This is a genomic window from Aeromonas sp. 25-AL00135 (assembly GCF_054052385.1).
This window is the reverse complement of the sequence record NZ_JBSTYQ010000022.1, coordinates 1-14,815: the sequence shown is the minus strand read 5'-3', so window position 1 is coordinate 14,815 and position 14,815 is coordinate 1. Positions and strand designations below refer to the sequence as shown.

Annotated in this window: 14 protein-coding genes; 5 read left to right on the top strand and 9 right to left on the bottom strand. The window is 59.8% G+C overall.

Going from position 1 to position 14,815, the window contains the following annotated elements; genetic code table 11:
• Positions 1–97: 97 nt before the first annotated feature.
• Entirely contained in the window at positions 98–445 is a 348-nt protein-coding gene (locus tag ACW5XC_RS18065; RefSeq protein WP_042054665.1) for a RidA family protein, read from the bottom strand.
• 21 nt (positions 446–466) lie between these two features.
• Positions 467–712, bottom strand: coding sequence for a sulfurtransferase TusA (gene tusA / locus ACW5XC_RS18060; RefSeq protein WP_005339470.1), 246 nt, complete (start codon positions 710–712; stop codon positions 467–469).
• Between the two features lie 169 nt (positions 713–881).
• On the opposite strand from tusA, the gene ACW5XC_RS18055 reads away from it, so the two are divergent.
• Positions 882–1,073 carry a hypothetical protein gene (locus ACW5XC_RS18055; protein WP_005339471.1) on the top strand — a complete coding sequence of 64 codons (192 nt, stop codon included), beginning with the start codon at positions 882–884 and terminating at the stop codon, positions 1,071–1,073.
• A gap of 75 nt (positions 1,074–1,148) precedes the next feature.
• On the opposite strand, the gene ACW5XC_RS18050 is transcribed toward ACW5XC_RS18055, so the two are convergent.
• The 6 genes from ACW5XC_RS18050 to ACW5XC_RS18025 all read right to left on the bottom strand — a co-directional run bounded on the left by ACW5XC_RS18050 (position 1,149) and on the right by ACW5XC_RS18025 (position 10,309).
• On the bottom strand, positions 1,149–2,387 hold the full coding sequence (locus tag ACW5XC_RS18050; RefSeq protein WP_042054663.1) for an ABC transporter substrate-binding protein: 1,239 nt from the start codon (positions 2,385–2,387) through the stop codon (positions 1,149–1,151).
• A gap of 4 nt (positions 2,388–2,391) precedes the next feature.
• On the bottom strand, positions 2,392–3,837 hold the full coding sequence (locus ACW5XC_RS18045) for an ATP-binding protein (RefSeq protein WP_042054662.1): 1,446 nt from the start codon (positions 3,835–3,837) through the stop codon (positions 2,392–2,394).
• Positions 3,834–4,556 (bottom strand): response regulator, encoded by a 723-nt coding sequence (locus ACW5XC_RS18040; RefSeq protein ID WP_042054661.1) that lies wholly within the window; start codon positions 4,554–4,556, stop codon positions 3,834–3,836. Before ACW5XC_RS18040 ends, ACW5XC_RS18045 begins: the two co-directional genes overlap by 4 nt.
• Positions 4,557–4,834: 278 nt before the next feature.
• Positions 4,835–5,998 (bottom strand): acetyl-CoA C-acyltransferase FadA, encoded by a 1,164-nt coding sequence (fadA, locus tag ACW5XC_RS18035; protein ID WP_005342451.1) that lies wholly within the window; start codon positions 5,996–5,998, stop codon positions 4,835–4,837.
• A gap of 21 nt (positions 5,999–6,019) precedes the next feature.
• Positions 6,020–8,167: a fatty acid oxidation complex subunit alpha FadB gene (gene fadB, locus ACW5XC_RS18030; RefSeq protein ID WP_074042697.1), complete on the bottom strand. Its 2,148-nt coding sequence runs from the start codon at positions 8,165–8,167 to the stop codon at positions 6,020–6,022.
• A 204-nt stretch (positions 8,168–8,371) separates the two neighbouring features.
• Complete coding sequence (locus tag ACW5XC_RS18025; RefSeq protein WP_042054656.1) at positions 8,372–10,309, bottom strand: acetoacetate--CoA ligase; 1,938 nt, start codon at positions 10,307–10,309, stop codon at positions 8,372–8,374.
• Positions 10,310–10,500: 191 nt separating this feature from the next.
• Between ACW5XC_RS18025 and pepQ the strand changes: the two genes are divergently transcribed.
• Genes pepQ through hemG form a run of 4 tightly spaced genes read left to right on the top strand, consistent with a single transcriptional unit; the run spans position 10,501 to position 14,466 of the window.
• Positions 10,501–11,823: a Xaa-Pro dipeptidase gene (gene pepQ, locus ACW5XC_RS18020; protein WP_042054655.1), complete on the top strand. Its 1,323-nt coding sequence runs from the start codon at positions 10,501–10,503 to the stop codon at positions 11,821–11,823.
• Positions 11,823–12,440, top strand: coding sequence for a YigZ family protein (locus tag ACW5XC_RS18015; RefSeq protein WP_040069890.1), 618 nt, complete (start codon positions 11,823–11,825; stop codon positions 12,438–12,440). Before pepQ ends, ACW5XC_RS18015 begins: the two co-directional genes overlap by 1 nt.
• A gap of 36 nt (positions 12,441–12,476) precedes the next feature.
• A complete protein-coding gene (locus ACW5XC_RS18010; protein WP_005339482.1) occupies positions 12,477–13,934 on the top strand; it encodes a TrkH family potassium uptake protein in 1,458 nt (485 codons plus the stop codon).
• A 7-nt stretch (positions 13,935–13,941) separates the two neighbouring features.
• Positions 13,942–14,466 carry a menaquinone-dependent protoporphyrinogen IX dehydrogenase gene (gene hemG / locus ACW5XC_RS18005; RefSeq protein ID WP_042054653.1) on the top strand — a complete coding sequence of 175 codons (525 nt, stop codon included), beginning with the start codon at positions 13,942–13,944 and terminating at the stop codon, positions 14,464–14,466.
• Positions 14,467–14,527: 61 nt separating this feature from the next.
• Here the strand turns inward: hemG and ACW5XC_RS18000 are convergent.
• Positions 14,528–14,815 (bottom strand): hypothetical protein (locus tag ACW5XC_RS18000; protein WP_456516101.1); only part of this gene is annotated, 288 nt, incomplete at its 5' end.

The following is a 14,815-nucleotide window of genomic DNA, read 5'->3' as shown; positions in this document are numbered from 1 at the left end:
GATGGCGGGGCCTTTCTATTGGAGCCGTTGCTGGCAATGGCGCCCTGTTGTTTGCTCCATTTTCCCTTGTGGGAGAGGGGGCGGGGATAAGCGCCTCTTAGACAGCTGCAGTCAGCTGCACTTCCACCTTGTAGCCTTCGTGGGCCAGACGGGCCTGTACACAGGCGCGTACGGGGGCTGTGCCAGCCGGGATCCAGGCATCCCACTGCTCGTTGAAGGCAGCGATGTCACCAATGTCTTTGAGATAGATATTGGCCATCAGGATCTTGTCGACGCCGGAGCCGTTGCCTTCCAGCAGGCGCTGCAGGCTTGCCAGCACTTCGCGGGTCTGCTGGTGGATGTCGGCCTCTTCGCTGACGGGCACTTCCACCACGTAGAGGGTGCCATTGTGAATGACCACGTCTGACCAACGCTGGGTGGTGCCGATTCGGGTAATGGTTGTCATGGAGTGCTCCGGTACGGGGGCTTATTGACCCTTGCGGATCAGGTAGCGGTAGGGGGCCTGCTCTGTCTCGCTGGCGACCAGGGTGTGATCCATAAAGCGGCAGAAACTGGGGATGTCGCGGGTGGTTGAAGGATCGTCGGCACTGACCAGCAGGGTCTCGCCATCCGCCATCAGCCGCACTTTCTTGCGAACCATCATAACGGGTTCCGGGCAACGAAGCCCGATTGCGTCCAACTCGTGGGTTGCGCCGCAGAATAAATCACTCATCTATTATCAACCTTCAACCTATTCGGCTGCCAATGATACTCAGGGCTAAAAAATAATCAAACAAACGCCCCATTAACCAGCATATGTAACCGAAATGTTATTCGGCCCTATCCAGCTTGCGCCGGACGAGTAATATAAAAATTGAACCATATTCAACAAGGAGGTGAATATGCAGGTCTCCTACGGCAGATTACAAGCCTATGCAGGCATGGGGTTCTTGTCCTTCGCCATGATAGTGATGGGCAGCCCGATCGGGAACACCGGTACCTGGTTCGGCTCCATGGTGATGGTCGGGTTGGGGCTCTGGATCGAGCTCAGCGATTACTATGACGAGGATGAGGACGAGAACGATCAATCCTGAATCGGATGACGATTCAACAACAAAGGCGGAGCAATTCCGCCTTTGTCATTTCTGCCGTTTGGTAATGTGCCCGAATCAGCGGGTCGAGCGCATCGCCCGCTCCAGATGCAGCGCCGTCTGCTCCGGGTTGGCCTTGGGGTCGTTGAAGAAGTTGCTCAGCACATCGAGGATCGCCTGCCGCATATTGGTCGGCGTCGCCATCCCTTCCGCCATGCTGGGCAGCAGGTTGTCCTGCTTTTCCGCCAGCAGGAAATCCTGATAGGAACGGACGGCGCAGCGGTCGAACTTGCTCATGTCGGGATTGGTCAGAGCTGGAATAGACCCCTTCACCCGATTGAACTCCTCCTGGAATTGCGGCGTCATCAGCAGCTGGGCCAGATCCCCCTGCGCCTGCAACTGGGCCGGATCCCGCTGTTTGAACATGGCGATGGAGTCGAGGTTATAGCTGAACAGTCCGGCGCTGCCCGGGCTCGGCAGGCAGGCGATATCCTCACCCGGCCGGTAGTTACCGGCACTCAGTTCACCCTTCACCCAGTCGCCCATCACCTGCATGGCGGCGCCACCGCTCTCCAGCAGATTGGTGGCCTGATGCCACTTCAGACCGGCGTATTTTTGCGGCACATAGGCGCGCAGCTGCTGGAAACGGGTCAACACCTGCACCATGTCGGGGCCGGTCAGGGTGGCGCTGTCCTGCTCGAGGAACGCCTTGCGATAGAATTCTTTACCGCCCTCACCGAGCGCCACCGTTTCAAACAACACTGCCAGCTGCCAGGGCTCGTTGCCAATGGCGAGCGGGGTGATGCCCCGTTTTTTAAGCTGGTCGGCGACGGTGACAAACTGGGCCCAGTCGGTGGGCGGAGTCAGCTTATTGCGCTCGAAGATCTTGCGGTTGAGCCACAGCCAGTTGACCCGGTGGATGCCGGTGGGCACCGCCATCAGGGCGCCATTCTGGCTGAGGGTGGCACGCACCATGGGCGGCATCTGGCTGTACCAGCCGAGGTGCTCGGCCATAGGGGTGAGATCGCGCAAAAAGCCGAGCCCGGCCCACTCCTTGAGCTCGTAACCCTTCAGGTGGGCCGCTTCGGGCGGGTTGGCCGCCAGCGCCCGGCTCTTCAATACCGTCATGGCGCTCTTGCCGCCGCCGCCCTGTACCGCGAAGTCGTTCCACTGGTTGCCCTGTTTGGTCCACTCGGATTTGAGCACTTCGACCGCTTTCGCTTCGCCGCCGGACGTCCACCAGTGCAGCACTTCCACCTGGGAGGCGGCAACGGGAGCAGAGAGCAGGGCGATGACAGAAAAAGACAACCACTTCATAAGGTTACTGCCTTGGTAGGGAGAGCGTGGCCTGCAGGCCACCTTGCGGACGGTTTTCCAGCACCAGATCGCCACCGTGGGCGTGGGCTATGTTGCGGGCGATGCCAAGGCCGAGGCCGGTGCCAGCCTGATCGGTACTGAGCCGGTAATAGGGTTCGAAGATACGCTCGAACTGATCGTCCGGCAGGCCGGGGCCCTCATCCATGATGAAGAGGATCAGCATCTCCTCGTCATCCATGATGATGATGCGCACCCGCTGGCCGTACTTGATGCCGTTGTCTACCAGATTGCCGATGCAGCGCTTGAGCGCCAGCAGCTTGCCGCGGTAGGGCCACTTGCAGTGCCCTTCGATGGTCAGCCGCTCGTCGTGCAGGTTCATCGACTCCGCCATCTGCTCCAGCAGGGCATTGATGTCGATCTCCTCGATATTCTCGTGAATATCTGTCTCTTTGACCGTCTGCAGCGCCCCCTTCACCATCAGCTCCAGTTCGTCGAGATCCTTGTTGAACTTGGCGATTTGCACCTCGTCGTCGAGCAGTTCGACCCGCAGTCGCAGTCGGGTGATGGGGGTCTTGAGGTCGTGGGAAATCGAGCTGAACAGCCGCTCTCTATCATCGATATAACGGCGGATGCGGTGTTGCATGATGTTGAAGGCACGGGTCGCCGCTACGATCTCGGAGGCACCCTCCTCCTTGAGCGAGGGTTGATCGATATCCTTGCCCAGATTGACCGCCGCCTTGGCGAGACGGCGCAGCGGGCGGGTCTGCCAGCGCACCAGCATAAAGGTGAAGAAGCAGAGGAACACCGTCATCAGGGCGATAAAGCGCACCTGATTGCTCGGCATCACGGTATCGTCGAGGGTCATGTAGGGGGCGGGCAGCAGGGCCGCCAGATAGAGCCACTCCCCTTTTTCAATCTCGATCTGGGTCACCAGTACCGGTGGATTGAGCGGCTCCAGCGACAGGGTGTAGCGGGCCCAGGAGGAGGGGAGATCCGCCAGCAGGGTGTCGTTGTTGAAGACGTGGAGGTCATCGGGTCGGGAGAAATCCACCTTGATCGCCATGGCGTCGGAGAGCTTGCGGGTCAGCACTCCCTGCACCTCCTCCAGCACCTGCGTCTTGCGCTCGCTGTCGGGGATGGCGTTGATGTGGATCTCTTCCTCATTGAGCGAGACGAAGAAGCGGCTGCCCCCCATGTTGCGCAGCTGGTCCAGCGCGATATGGCGATACTGCAGCGGCAGGGATTTGAAGAAACTGACGGTGGAAGCGGCAGACATGGCGAGGTTGCGGGTGGTGCTGAGCATCCCCTCCAGCTCCCGCTTCTGGATCTGCTGCATCCAGATGCCGGTCAGAATGGTCTGGGAGAGCAGGATGGCCAGCAACAGCAGCAGGATCATCCGTGACAACAGGGAGCGGGGCACCAGCGCCCCCCAGGACCACTTGTTGCTCATGGCAGTTCGTGCACCTCGGCGATCAGCATGTAGCCGCTACCGCGGATGGTTTTGATGATGCGCGGGCTCTTGCCGTTGTCGCCCAGCTTCTGGCGCAGACGGCTGATCTGTACGTCGATGCCGCGCTCCATCGGCAGACTTTCGCGGCCGCGGGTGGCATCCGAGATGGTGTCGCGATCCAGCACCACGCCGGGCTGTTGCAGGAACATGCCGAGCAGCATGGCATCGCTGCCGGAGAGGTCCAGCAGGCTGCCATCCTCGTGGGTCAGCTGGTGGCTCAGGGTGTCGAGGGTCCACTCGGCAAAACGCAGACGGCGGCTCGGCTCTTTCTCTTTTTCCGGCTGGCGGAATTCGGCGCGGCGCAGCAGCGCCTTGATGCGGGCCTGCAGTTCGCGGGGGCTGAACGGCTTGGCGATATAGTCGTCGGCGCCGAGTTCCAGGCCGATCACCCGGTCCGCTTCGTCGGAGGCGGCGGTCAGCATGATGATGGGCACCTGGGAGTCACGACGGATCTGCTGGCAGAGGGTAAAACCGTCCTCGCCGGGCATCATGATGTCCAGAATAATCAGGTCCGGGCTGTGCTGGGCGAGTTGCTGGCGCATCTCGTTGCCCTCCGCCGCCGTCAATACCTGAAAGCCCGCCCGGGTCAGGTACTCATTGAGCAGCTCGCGGATCTCTTGGTCGTCATCGACGATCAGCAGTTGTTTGCTCATTGACATATGTATGTGCATCCACCCATTTTTTTGTGCAGATTGAACCTGTCGGGGGAGTAAAAAGCAAGCAAGCCCCCTATCTAATGTGAGGTTTAAGGCAATAACAGCCTATTGATAAGATTAAAACGAAAAAAGGCCGACCCAAACGGGACGGCCAACAGACAGCTTCTGACCACTGACGAGCACCCCGTGTGGCGATCGTCACAGACTTGAAAAGGGGCCAGTCAGACTGGCCCCGAAAAGGGACAACTCTCAGTAGTGCATCCCGTCGATCCGGCTGGTTATCACACCCGTTCAAACACGGTGGCGATGCCCTGACCCAGACCGATACACATGGTGGCAACCCCCAGGGTGGCATCCTTCTCCTCCATCAGATTGATGAGGGTGGTGGAGATGCGGGCACCGGAGCAGCCGAGGGGGTGGCCCAGCGCAATGGCGCCGCCGTTCAGGTTTACCTTCTCGTCTACCAGATCCTGCAGACCCAAATCCTTCACGCAAGGCAGGGACTGGGCGGCAAACGCCTCGTTCAGCTCGAACAGGTCGATATCACCGACAGTCAGACCGGCACGTTTGAGCGCCTTCTGGGTGGCCGGTACCGGGCCGTAACCCATGATGGCGGCGTCACAGCCGGCGATGGCCATGGCGCGTACCTTGGCGCGCGGCGTGAGGCCGAGGGCCTTGGCGCGATCCGCGCTCATCACCAGCATGGCGGCTGCGCCATCGGACAGGGCCGAGGAGCTGCCGGCGGTGACGGTGCCGTTGACCGGGTCAAACACCGGCCGCAGCTGGCTCAGAGTTTCGACCGTGGTCTCCGGACGGATCACCTCGTCGTAGTCGTAGAAGAAGCGGGCGCCGCTGGCGTCATGGCCTTCCAGCCCGACGATCTCCTTGGCAAAACGTCCTTCCACGGTGGCGGCGTGGGCACGGCGGTGGGAGCGGGCGGCAAACTCGTCCTGCTGCTGGCGGCTGATGCCGTGCAGCTTGCCGAGCATCTCGGCGGTCAACCCCATCATGCCGGAGGCTTTCGCCACCGACTTGGCCATGCCGGGGTGGAAGTCAACGCCGTGGCTCATCGGCACGTGGCCCATGTGCTCGACGCCGCCGATGATGAAGATATCCCCATCACCCACCTGAATGGCGCGGGAGGCGTCGTGCAGCGCCTGCATGGAGGAGCCACACAGGCGGTTGACGGTAACCGCCCCTACCTGCTTCGGAATACCGGCCAGCAGCGCGGCGTTGCGGGCGATGTTGAAGCCCTGCTCCAGGGTCTGCTGTACGCAGCCCCAGTAGATATCCTCGATCTCGTTCGGGTCGAGGTTGGGGTTGCGCAGCAGGATGGATTTCATCAGGTGCGCGGACAGATCTTCTGCACGCACGTTGCGGAAGGCGCCGCCCTTGGACCGGCCCATCGGGGTCCGGATACAGTCGACAATGACTACGTCTTTCATGAATGGATCTCCTTTCCGCAATCAGTAGAAGGTTTTGCCCTGGGCGGCCATCTCGCGTAAGCGGTCGCTGACGCGGTAGAGCGGGCCCAAATCGGCATACTGGTCGGCCATGGCCACGTAGCGATCCAGACCGATAGTGTCCAGATAGCGGAACACGCCGCCGCGGAAGGGAGGGAAGCCCAGACCGTAGACCAGCGCGATGTCGGCTTCGGCTGGCGTGGCAACAATGCCCTCTTCCAGACAGAGCACCACCTCGTTGATCATCGGGATCATCATGCGAGCGATGATGGCGTCCTTGTCGAAATCCTGTTTCGGCTTGGCAATGGGGGCCAGCAGCTCGTAGCTAGCGGCGTCGGCCACCTTCTTCGGCTTGCCCTTCTTGTCCTGCTCGTAGGCGTAGAAGCCCTTGCCGTTCTTCTGACCGAAGCGGTTGACCTCGTACATCACGTCGATGGCGGTGCGACCTTCCTTGCTCATGCGTGCCGGGAAACCCTGTGCCATCACGTCGCCGGCGTGGTGGCCGGTGTCGATGCCGACCACATCCAGCAGATAGGCGGGGCCCATGGGCCAGCCAAACTCCTTCTCCATTACCTTGTCGACGGCGGCAAAGTCGGCGCCATCGGCAACCAGTTTGTTGAAGCCGAAGAAGTAGGGGAACAGCACCCGGTTGACGAAGAAGCCCGGGCAGTCGTTGACCACGACCGGCGACTTGCCCATGGCGGCGGCATAGGCCACCACGCGGTTGATGGTTTCGTCGGAGGTCTGCTCGCCGCGTATGATCTCCACCAGTGGCATGCGGTGCACCGGGTTGAAGAAGTGCATGCCGCAGAAGTTCTGCGGGCGCTTCAGCCCCTTGGCCAGCAGGGAGATGGGAATGGTGGAGGTGTTGCTGGCGAGCACGGCGTCTTCGCCGATGATCCCTTCCACTTCGCCCAGTACGGCGGCTTTCACCTTGGGATTCTCGACCACGGCTTCGACCACGATGTCCACGCCTTTGACGTTGTCATAGCTGAGGGTCGGGGTGATGGCAGAGAGCACCTGGCCCATCTTGATGCCGTCGATGCGGCCCTTCTCGAGCTGGCCGTTGAGCAGCTTGGTGGCTTCGCCCATGCCAAGTGCCAGTGCCTTCTCGTTGATATCCTTCATCACCGCCGGAATGCCCTTGCTGGCAGACTGGTAGGCGATGCCGCCCCCCATGATGCCGGCACCCAGTACGGCGGCGTGGCTAGTGGCCTTAGCAGCCTGCTTGGCCGCCTTCTTGGCCAGCGCCTTGATGTGCTGGTCGTTCAGGAAGATACCGACCAGCGCCTTGGCGACATCGGTCTTGGCCAGCTTGATAAAGCCCTGCGCCTCAACGGCCAGCGCCTCGTCACGGCCCATACCTGCGGCGGCCTCGACGGTTTTCACCGCAGTCATCGGCGCCGGATAGTGTTTGCCCGCCACGGCGGCAACCATGCCGGCGGCGGTGGTGAAGCTCATCATGGCTTCCAGTTTGGAGAGGCGCAGCGGGGCTTTCTTGGCGGCGCGACGGCTCTGCCAGTCCAGCTTGCCCGCGATGGCGTCTTTGATCATCTGCAGCGCAGCGCTCTGCAGTGCATCCGGAGCGACCACGGCGTCGATGGCGCCCACTTTGAGGGCGTCATCGGCACGGTAATCCTTGCCGGTGGTGATCCACTCGAGCGCGTTGTCGGCGCCGATTACCCGCGGCAGACGGACGGTGCCGCCAAAGCCCGGCATGATGCCGAGTTTGGTCTCGGGCAAGCCGATTTTGGCGGTGGTGTCAGCCAGACGGAAGTCGGTGGAGAGGATGGTCTCGCAGCCGCCGCCCAAGGCGTGGCCCTTGATGGCGGAGAGGGTCGGGACCGGCAAATCTTCGATGGCATTGAAGATGTCGTTGGCCTTTTTCAGCCAGCCGAGCAGATCTTCTTGCGGCAGATCGAACAGTTCCAGGAATTCGGTAATGTCGGCACCGACGATAAAGGCGTCTTTGCCGGAGGTGAGGATCAGACCTTTTAGTTCACGTTCTTGTTGTAATGCGGCGATCGCTTCGCTCAGGGAGAGCAGGGTAGCGCGATCCAGCTTGTTGACTGAACCCGGGGCATCAAACCTCAGCTCGGCGATGCCGTTTTCGAGGTAGCTGACCGACAGGGTTTCGCCTTGGTAGATCATGAGAGTGTCTCCTTGTTCCCACTCAGTGGGGAGTGGTGCTCCTTAATCCCCAGCAGGGGGCGAGGCTCACTATTGATCCAAAAGGAGACATTTTCAACACCTATTTAAAACATTTGTTTAACAGGTCTCGAGTAAAAGCTCTTCATCACAAAACGGGCAAAAGAGAGGCGCCTTGCGGCGCCCCGGATAGATGTGAGTTTGTTATCAACTGGCCAGTTCCGGCCGGTTGCGATACTGGTTCAGCACCTCGGGATCGACGAGGGCATGGGTATTGTTGACCGGTCGGTTGTGTACCACTTCCCGCACTGCCAGTTCGACGATCTTGCCGGACTTGGTGCGGGGGATGGCATCCACCTGCAGGATGCGGGCGGGCACGTGGCGGGCGGTGCAGTGTTGCTTTATTTGCTGACGAATGCGCTCGCGCAGCGGTTCGTCCAGCCTGTAACCCGCCTTGAGCTTGACGAACAGCACCACCCGCTCGTCCTGCTGCCACTGCTGGCCGATGACAATGCTCTCCTCCACCTCGTCCAGCTGCTCGACATAGCGGTAGATCTCGCTGGTGCCGATGCGCACGCCGCCCGGGTTGAGGGTGGCGTCGGAGCGGCCATAGAACAGAATGCCGCCGGTCGGGGTCAGCTCGATCCAGTCGCCGTGACACCAGATGTTGTCGAACCGTTCGAAGTAGGCGGCGTGGTATTTGTCGCCATTTTCGTCGCCCCAGAAGTAGATGGGCTGAGCCGGGAACGGCTTGGTGCAGACCAGCTCGCCTTTCTCCCCCTGCACCGGCTGACCCGCTTCGTTGAATACCTGCACCGCGAGACCGAGGCCGCGCCCCTGACTCTCGCCGCGATAGACAGGGCTGAGCGGGTTGCCGATGACGAAGCAGGAGCAGATGTCGGTACCGCCGGAGATGGAACTGAGCTGCACATCCTGCTTAATCTGCTGGTAGACGTAGTCAAACCCCTCCGGCGACAGCACGGAGCCGGTGCTGCAGATCAGCCGCAAGTGCGGCAAGTCGTGGCTGTTGATGGGGGCGTAGCCCTGCTTGTGCAGCGCATCAAGATATTTGGCCGAGGTACCGAACAAGCTGACCTGCTCGTCACGGGCCAGATCCCACAGCACGTTGCCATCCGGGTAAAACGGCGAGCCGTCGTAGAGCACCAGGGTGGCGCCGGAGGCGAGGGCGCTTACCAGCCAGTTCCACATCATCCAGCCACAGGTGGTGAAATAGAAGATCCGCTCCCCCGGCTTGATGTCGCAGTGCAGCTGATGCTCTTTCAGATGTTGCAGCAGGGTGCCGCCGATGCCGTGCACGATGCACTTGGGTTTGCCGGTGGTGCCGGATGAATAGAGGATATAGAGCGGGTCGTTGAAAGCCATGGACTCGAACTGGAGGCTGGCGTCCGGCTGGCTCGCCAGCACTTGCTGCCAGTTGTGGCCAAGCTGCAGCGGGTTGCCGAGCAGGGGGATCATCACCGTCTGCTCTATGCTGCCGATCTGGCTGACGACCCCTACTACTTTGTCCTGAATATCGATAGCTTTGCCGTTGTAGCGATAGCCATCCACCGCAAACAGCACCCGCGGCCGAGTCTGGCCGAAGCGCTCTACCACGCTGGCTTCACCGAAGTCGGGGCTGGTGGAGGTCCAGATCGCCCCCAGACTGGTGGTTGCCAGCATGGCAACCACGGTTTCCGGAATATTGGGCAGATAGGCGGCAACCACATCGCCACGACCAATCCCCTGATGACGCAGCCACTGAGCCAGCCGGGCAACCTGATCACTCAGTTCACCCCAGCTCAGGGTGCGGCTTGGGCTACCTTCGATGCGGGAGATGATAGCCGGGCTCTCGTCCTGACGGCGCAGCAGGTTTTCGGCGAAGTTGAGGCGGCTATCGGGGAACCAGCGGGTGCGCTGCATATCCTGACGGTTCTCCGCCACTATGTTGCCGAGCTCGCCCTTGACGCCGCAGTGCTGCCATACCAGCGGCCAGAAACGGGTGGTCTTCTCCACCGACCATTGATAAAGCTGCGGGTAGTTCTGCAACTGCAAGCCGTGGAAACGGTTCACCTCCGCCATAAAACGGTAGAGGTTGGATTGCTGCATCCCGAGCGGATCCGGTTGCCACAGGCAGAGGTTGTCCATGAGTAATCCCTGACTTCATGTATCTACCGGCAGTGTATTGAATTGTTTTTGATTTGTTAATGATTGGTTTTCTGTTGATAACAAACACGTTTGTAACGTATGCGTTACCTCACGAAGCGGCAGCTTGACGGGTCGAGCCGCCAAGCGCTTGATGTTATGCTGCAATCACATTCACCTCGGAGCAGGACGCCATGAGCAGCTACAGCCAACTTTTTGCCCAGCACCTCGATACCTTGCAGCAGCGCACCCGCGACATTCTGCAACAACAGGGGCTTAGCGGACTGGCCATCCACTCCGGCCAGACCCACCGCATCTTCCTCGATGATCAGGATTACCCGTTCAAGGTAAACCCGCACTTCAAGGCCTGGTTGCCGGTGCTGGACAATCCCCACTGCTGGCTGCTGGTGGACGGGGTGAACAAACCGGTATTGCTGTTCTACCGCCCGGTGGATTTCTGGCACAAGGTAGCGGATCTGCCCAATGCCTTCTGGGTCGAGTTCTTCGATATCCGTTTCCTGACCCGGCCGGAACAGGTGGCCGACCATCTGCCTGCCAACAAGCAGGAGTGGGCCTATATGGGGGGCCATCTGGAAGTGGCCGAGCTGCTGGGGCTGACCCAGCCCAATCCCGAGGCGGTGCTCAACTACCTGCACTATCACCGTGCCTACAAGACCCCCTACGAGCTGGAGTGTCTGCGCGAGGCGAACCGGATCGGCGTTCGCGGCCATATCGCCGCCAAGGACTCTTTTATGGCGGGGGCGAGCGAGTTCGAGATCAATCTGGCCTACATGAAGGCGGTCGGGCAGGGGGCCAATGAGGCTCCCTACGGCAATATCGTCGCCATCAACCGCAATGCGGCCATCCTTCACTACACTCATTTGTCTGCCGTGCGGGTGCCCGATGCGGAGCGCCACTCTTTCCTGATCGATGCCGGCGTCGATTTTCACGGTTATGCCTCCGACATCACCCGCACCTGGGCGTGGCGGCGTGGCGAGTTTGCCGATCTGATTGCTGCCCTCGACGAGCAGCAGCAGGAGATCATCAAGGAGATCAAGCCGGGTCGTCGTTACAGCGAGCTGCATCTGCAGATGCACCACAAGCTGGCGCGCCTGCTGCAAGCGACCGAGCTGGTGGACATGTCGGTAGACGAGATGATCAACACCGGGGTGACCAACGTCTTCTTCCCTCACGGCCTCGGCCACTTCCTCGGTTTGCAGGTGCACGATGCGGGCGGTTTCATGCAGGATGAGCGCGGCACTCATCTGGCGGCGCCCGAGCTGTTCCCCTATCTGCGCTGCACCCGGGTGATGGAGGTTGATCAGGTGTTCACCATCGAGCCGGGGCTCTACTTCATCGACAGTTTGCTGGAGCCGCTGCGTCAGGGCGAACAGGGCAAGCGGGTCAACTGGAACAAGGTGGAGGCGCTGCGTCCGTTCGGCGGCATCCGCATCGAAGACAACGTGGTGCTGCACGCCAACGGGGTGGAGAACATGACCAGACAAGCAGGACTCTGATGGCGGCAGCGTACTCCATTCCGGCTGCCCCGCTGGAGTTGACCGAAGAGATAAAGAAGAGTCGCTTCATTACCCTGATCGCCCACACCCCGACCGTCGAGGCGGCCAAGGGGTGGGTCAACGAGATAAAACGCCAACATCCGGCCGCTCGCCACCACTGCTGGGCCTTTGTGGCTGGTGCGCCGCAAGATAGTCAGGTTTATGGCTTCAGCGATGACGGCGAACCTTCCGGTACTGCGGGCAAGCCGATCCTAGCCCAGTTGATGGGCTCGGGGCTCGGTGAAATCTGCGCCGTGGTAGTGCGTTACTACGGCGGCATCCAGCTTGGCACCGGTGGACTGGTCAAAGCCTATGGGGGCGGTGTTGGTGCCGCTCTCAAGCAATTGCCCACCCTGCTCAAGGTGCCGCGCACTCCCTCTCTCATTCACTGCGATTACGGTGACATGGGAACTGTCGAGTCGCTGATCAGTAGCCATAATGGCGAATTGCTGGCGGCGGATTACGGTCAGCAGGTCACCTTGCAGGTGGCGTGGGAGTCCTCGGTTTGGGCTCAGGTGGACCGTGAATTGACCGACCGGACTCATGGGCGGGTATCCCTCAGCCCCTTAGATGGCTAGAATCCATCGCTCTTTAATTGGGGAAAGGGAGCTGTAATGCACATTCTGAGCATTATTCGCATTGTTGGCCTGCTGGTTGCGCTGTTCAGCTCGACCATGCTGTTGCCTGCACTGGTGGCCTTTGGCTATCGGGATGGTGGTGGTGCCGAGTTCGTCAGCTCTTTTCTGATCGCCCTGCTGCTCGGTGTGGTGCTCTGGTTTCCCAATCGCTATCACAAGAAGGAGATGCGCTCGAAAGAGGGTTTCCTCATCGTGGTGCTGTTCTGGACTGTGCTGGGCAGTGTGGGGGCTGTGCCCTTCATCATGAGCGACGTGCCGGACATGTCGGTCTCGGAGGCCTTCTTCGAATCTTTCTCCGGCCTGACCACCACTGGCGCAACGGTACTGACCGGGCTCGATAATCTGCCCAAGGCGTTTCTGTTCTATCGCCAGTTGCTGCAGTGGCTGGGGGGGATGGGGATCATCGTACTGGCGGTGGCCATTCTGCCACTGCTGGGTATCGGGGGCATGCAGCTCTATCGCGCCGAGATCCCGGGGCCGGTGAAGGATACCAAGGTGACGCCGCGTATCGCCGAAACGGCCAAGGCGCTCTGGTTCATCTATCTGCTGCTGACCGCGCTCTGTGCCTTGGCATACTGGCTCGCCGGAATGACGTTGTTCGATGCAGTGTGCCATTCGTTCTCGACTCTGTCGGTCGGTGGCTTCTCCACTCACGATGCCAGCATCGGATTCTTCAACAGTCCGGTCATCAACCTTATTACCGTGGTGTTCCTGCTGCTGGCCAGCGTGAACTTTGCGCTCCACTTTACCGTCTTCTCTCACCGCCCGGTGCGGCTCGGTCGCTACCTTTACGATTCTGAACTCAAGGTTTTTCTGGCCATCCAGGCGACCCTGGTGATGATCTGCTTTGTCGCCTTGCTGACCCACGGACACTACGCCACTTGGCAAGAGGCGCTCAACCATGGCCTGTTCCAAGCGGTCTCTCTGGGTACCACCACCGGCTATAGCACCACGACCTATGCCGACTGGCCCTCGTTCCTGCCCATGCTGCTGATGTTCTCAGCATTTATTGGCTGTTGTGCGGGCAGTACCGGCGGCGGTATCAAGGTGATGCGTTTTATGATCCTGTTCATGCAGGGGATGCGCGAGTTGAAGCGGTTGGTTCACCCCAGAGCCATCTATACCTTGAAGCTGGGGAATAGGGCGGTGCCCGAGCGCATCGTCGAGGCGGTGTGGGGCTACTTCGCCACCTATATTATTCTCTTCTTTATGTTCATGCTGCTGTTGCTGATGACGGGGCTGAACGAAGTGACCGCATTCACCGCTGTGGCTGCGGCTTTCACCAACGTAGGTCCGGGTTTGGGAGAGGTATCAGCCAACTTCGGCAATATCTCGCCAGCGGCCCAGTGGGTACTGGTGTTGGCTATGTTGTTTGGCCGATTGGAAATTTTCACGCTTCTGGTACTGTTTACTCCTGCATTCTGGCGTAGTTGAGGTTGTTATGGACAAGATTCTGGTGCTTTATTCCTCTCGGGATGGCCAAACCCGCAAAATAGTCGATGTCATGCTGGAGCAGATGCCGGGATGCGAAGTGGTGATGCACGACCTGCACACCTTGCCGATGTGCAACCTCAGCAAGTATGCCAAGGTCTTGATCGGCGCCTCTATCCGTTATGGCAACTTCCACCCCAGCCTGTTCAGCTTTATTCACGCTCATCAGGAGCAGTTGGAGGTGGCCAATGCGGCCTTCTTCTGTGTCAACCTGACGGCCCGCAAGCCAGAGAAGCAGACGCCGCAAACCAATGCCTATATGAAGAAGTTCCTGCGCCTCTCTCCCTGGAAGCCGAAAACCCTGGGCGTCTTTGCCGGTGCGCTGCAGTACTCCCGCTATAACTGGTGGCAGACTCGTATCATCCAGCTGATCATGAGGATTACCGGTGGCAGTACCGATACCAGTAAGGACATTGAGTTTACCGATTGGGAAAAGGTACGCAGCTTTGCCCGCGAATTCTGGTCAAAAAGGTAGCAGTGTGATGTGAATTAAGGGTTTTTTGCCCGAAACAGCCCCGCCGATGCGGGGCTTTTGTTTAATAAAGCAACGGTTGAACCGAAAAACTGTAAAAAGTGCCATTTTTTGCAGTTTTCCTCTTGTCATCCCGGCGCGGCTCCCTATAATGCGCCCCTACCAGCACGGCGGAACACGCCGAACTGATGAGCCAGCTTCCTAGCGAAGTGGGCGCCGAAAGAAAAGCGAAAACAACCGCTTGACTTTCGAAGTGAAGGGGCGTAATATGCGCCTCCTCAACGCGACAAGCGTGACGCTCTTTAACAATTTGAATCAAGCAATCTGTGTGGGCACTCACAGCATCGAACAT

Excerpts from the sequence above, each read along its gene's own strand:
- ACW5XC_RS18065 (WP_042054665.1), bottom strand. The coding sequence starts at position 445 with ATGACAACCATTACCCGAATCGGCACCACCCAGCGTTGGTCAGACGTG.
- tusA (WP_005339470.1), bottom strand. The coding sequence starts at position 712 with ATGAGTGATTTATTCTGCGGCGCAACCCACGAGTTGGACGCAATCGGG.
- ACW5XC_RS18055 (WP_005339471.1), top strand. The coding sequence starts at position 882 with ATGCAGGTCTCCTACGGCAGATTACAAGCCTATGCAGGCATGGGGTTC.
- ACW5XC_RS18050 (WP_042054663.1), bottom strand. The coding sequence starts at position 2,387 with ATGAAGTGGTTGTCTTTTTCTGTCATCGCCCTGCTCTCTGCTCCCGTT.
- ACW5XC_RS18045 (WP_042054662.1), bottom strand. The coding sequence starts at position 3,837 with ATGAGCAACAAGTGGTCCTGGGGGGCGCTGGTGCCCCGCTCCCTGTTG.
- ACW5XC_RS18040 (WP_042054661.1), bottom strand. The coding sequence starts at position 4,556 with ATGTCAATGAGCAAACAACTGCTGATCGTCGATGACGACCAAGAGATC.
- fadA (WP_005342451.1), bottom strand. The coding sequence starts at position 5,998 with ATGAAAGACGTAGTCATTGTCGACTGTATCCGGACCCCGATGGGCCGG.
- fadB (WP_074042697.1), bottom strand. The coding sequence starts at position 8,167 with ATGATCTACCAAGGCGAAACCCTGTCGGTCAGCTACCTCGAAAACGGC.
- ACW5XC_RS18025 (WP_042054656.1), bottom strand. The coding sequence starts at position 10,309 with ATGGACAACCTCTGCCTGTGGCAACCGGATCCGCTCGGGATGCAGCAA.
- pepQ (WP_042054655.1), top strand. The coding sequence starts at position 10,501 with ATGAGCAGCTACAGCCAACTTTTTGCCCAGCACCTCGATACCTTGCAG.
- ACW5XC_RS18015 (WP_040069890.1), top strand. The coding sequence starts at position 11,823 with ATGGCGGCAGCGTACTCCATTCCGGCTGCCCCGCTGGAGTTGACCGAA.
- ACW5XC_RS18010 (WP_005339482.1), top strand. The coding sequence starts at position 12,477 with ATGCACATTCTGAGCATTATTCGCATTGTTGGCCTGCTGGTTGCGCTG.
- hemG (WP_042054653.1), top strand. The coding sequence starts at position 13,942 with ATGGACAAGATTCTGGTGCTTTATTCCTCTCGGGATGGCCAAACCCGC.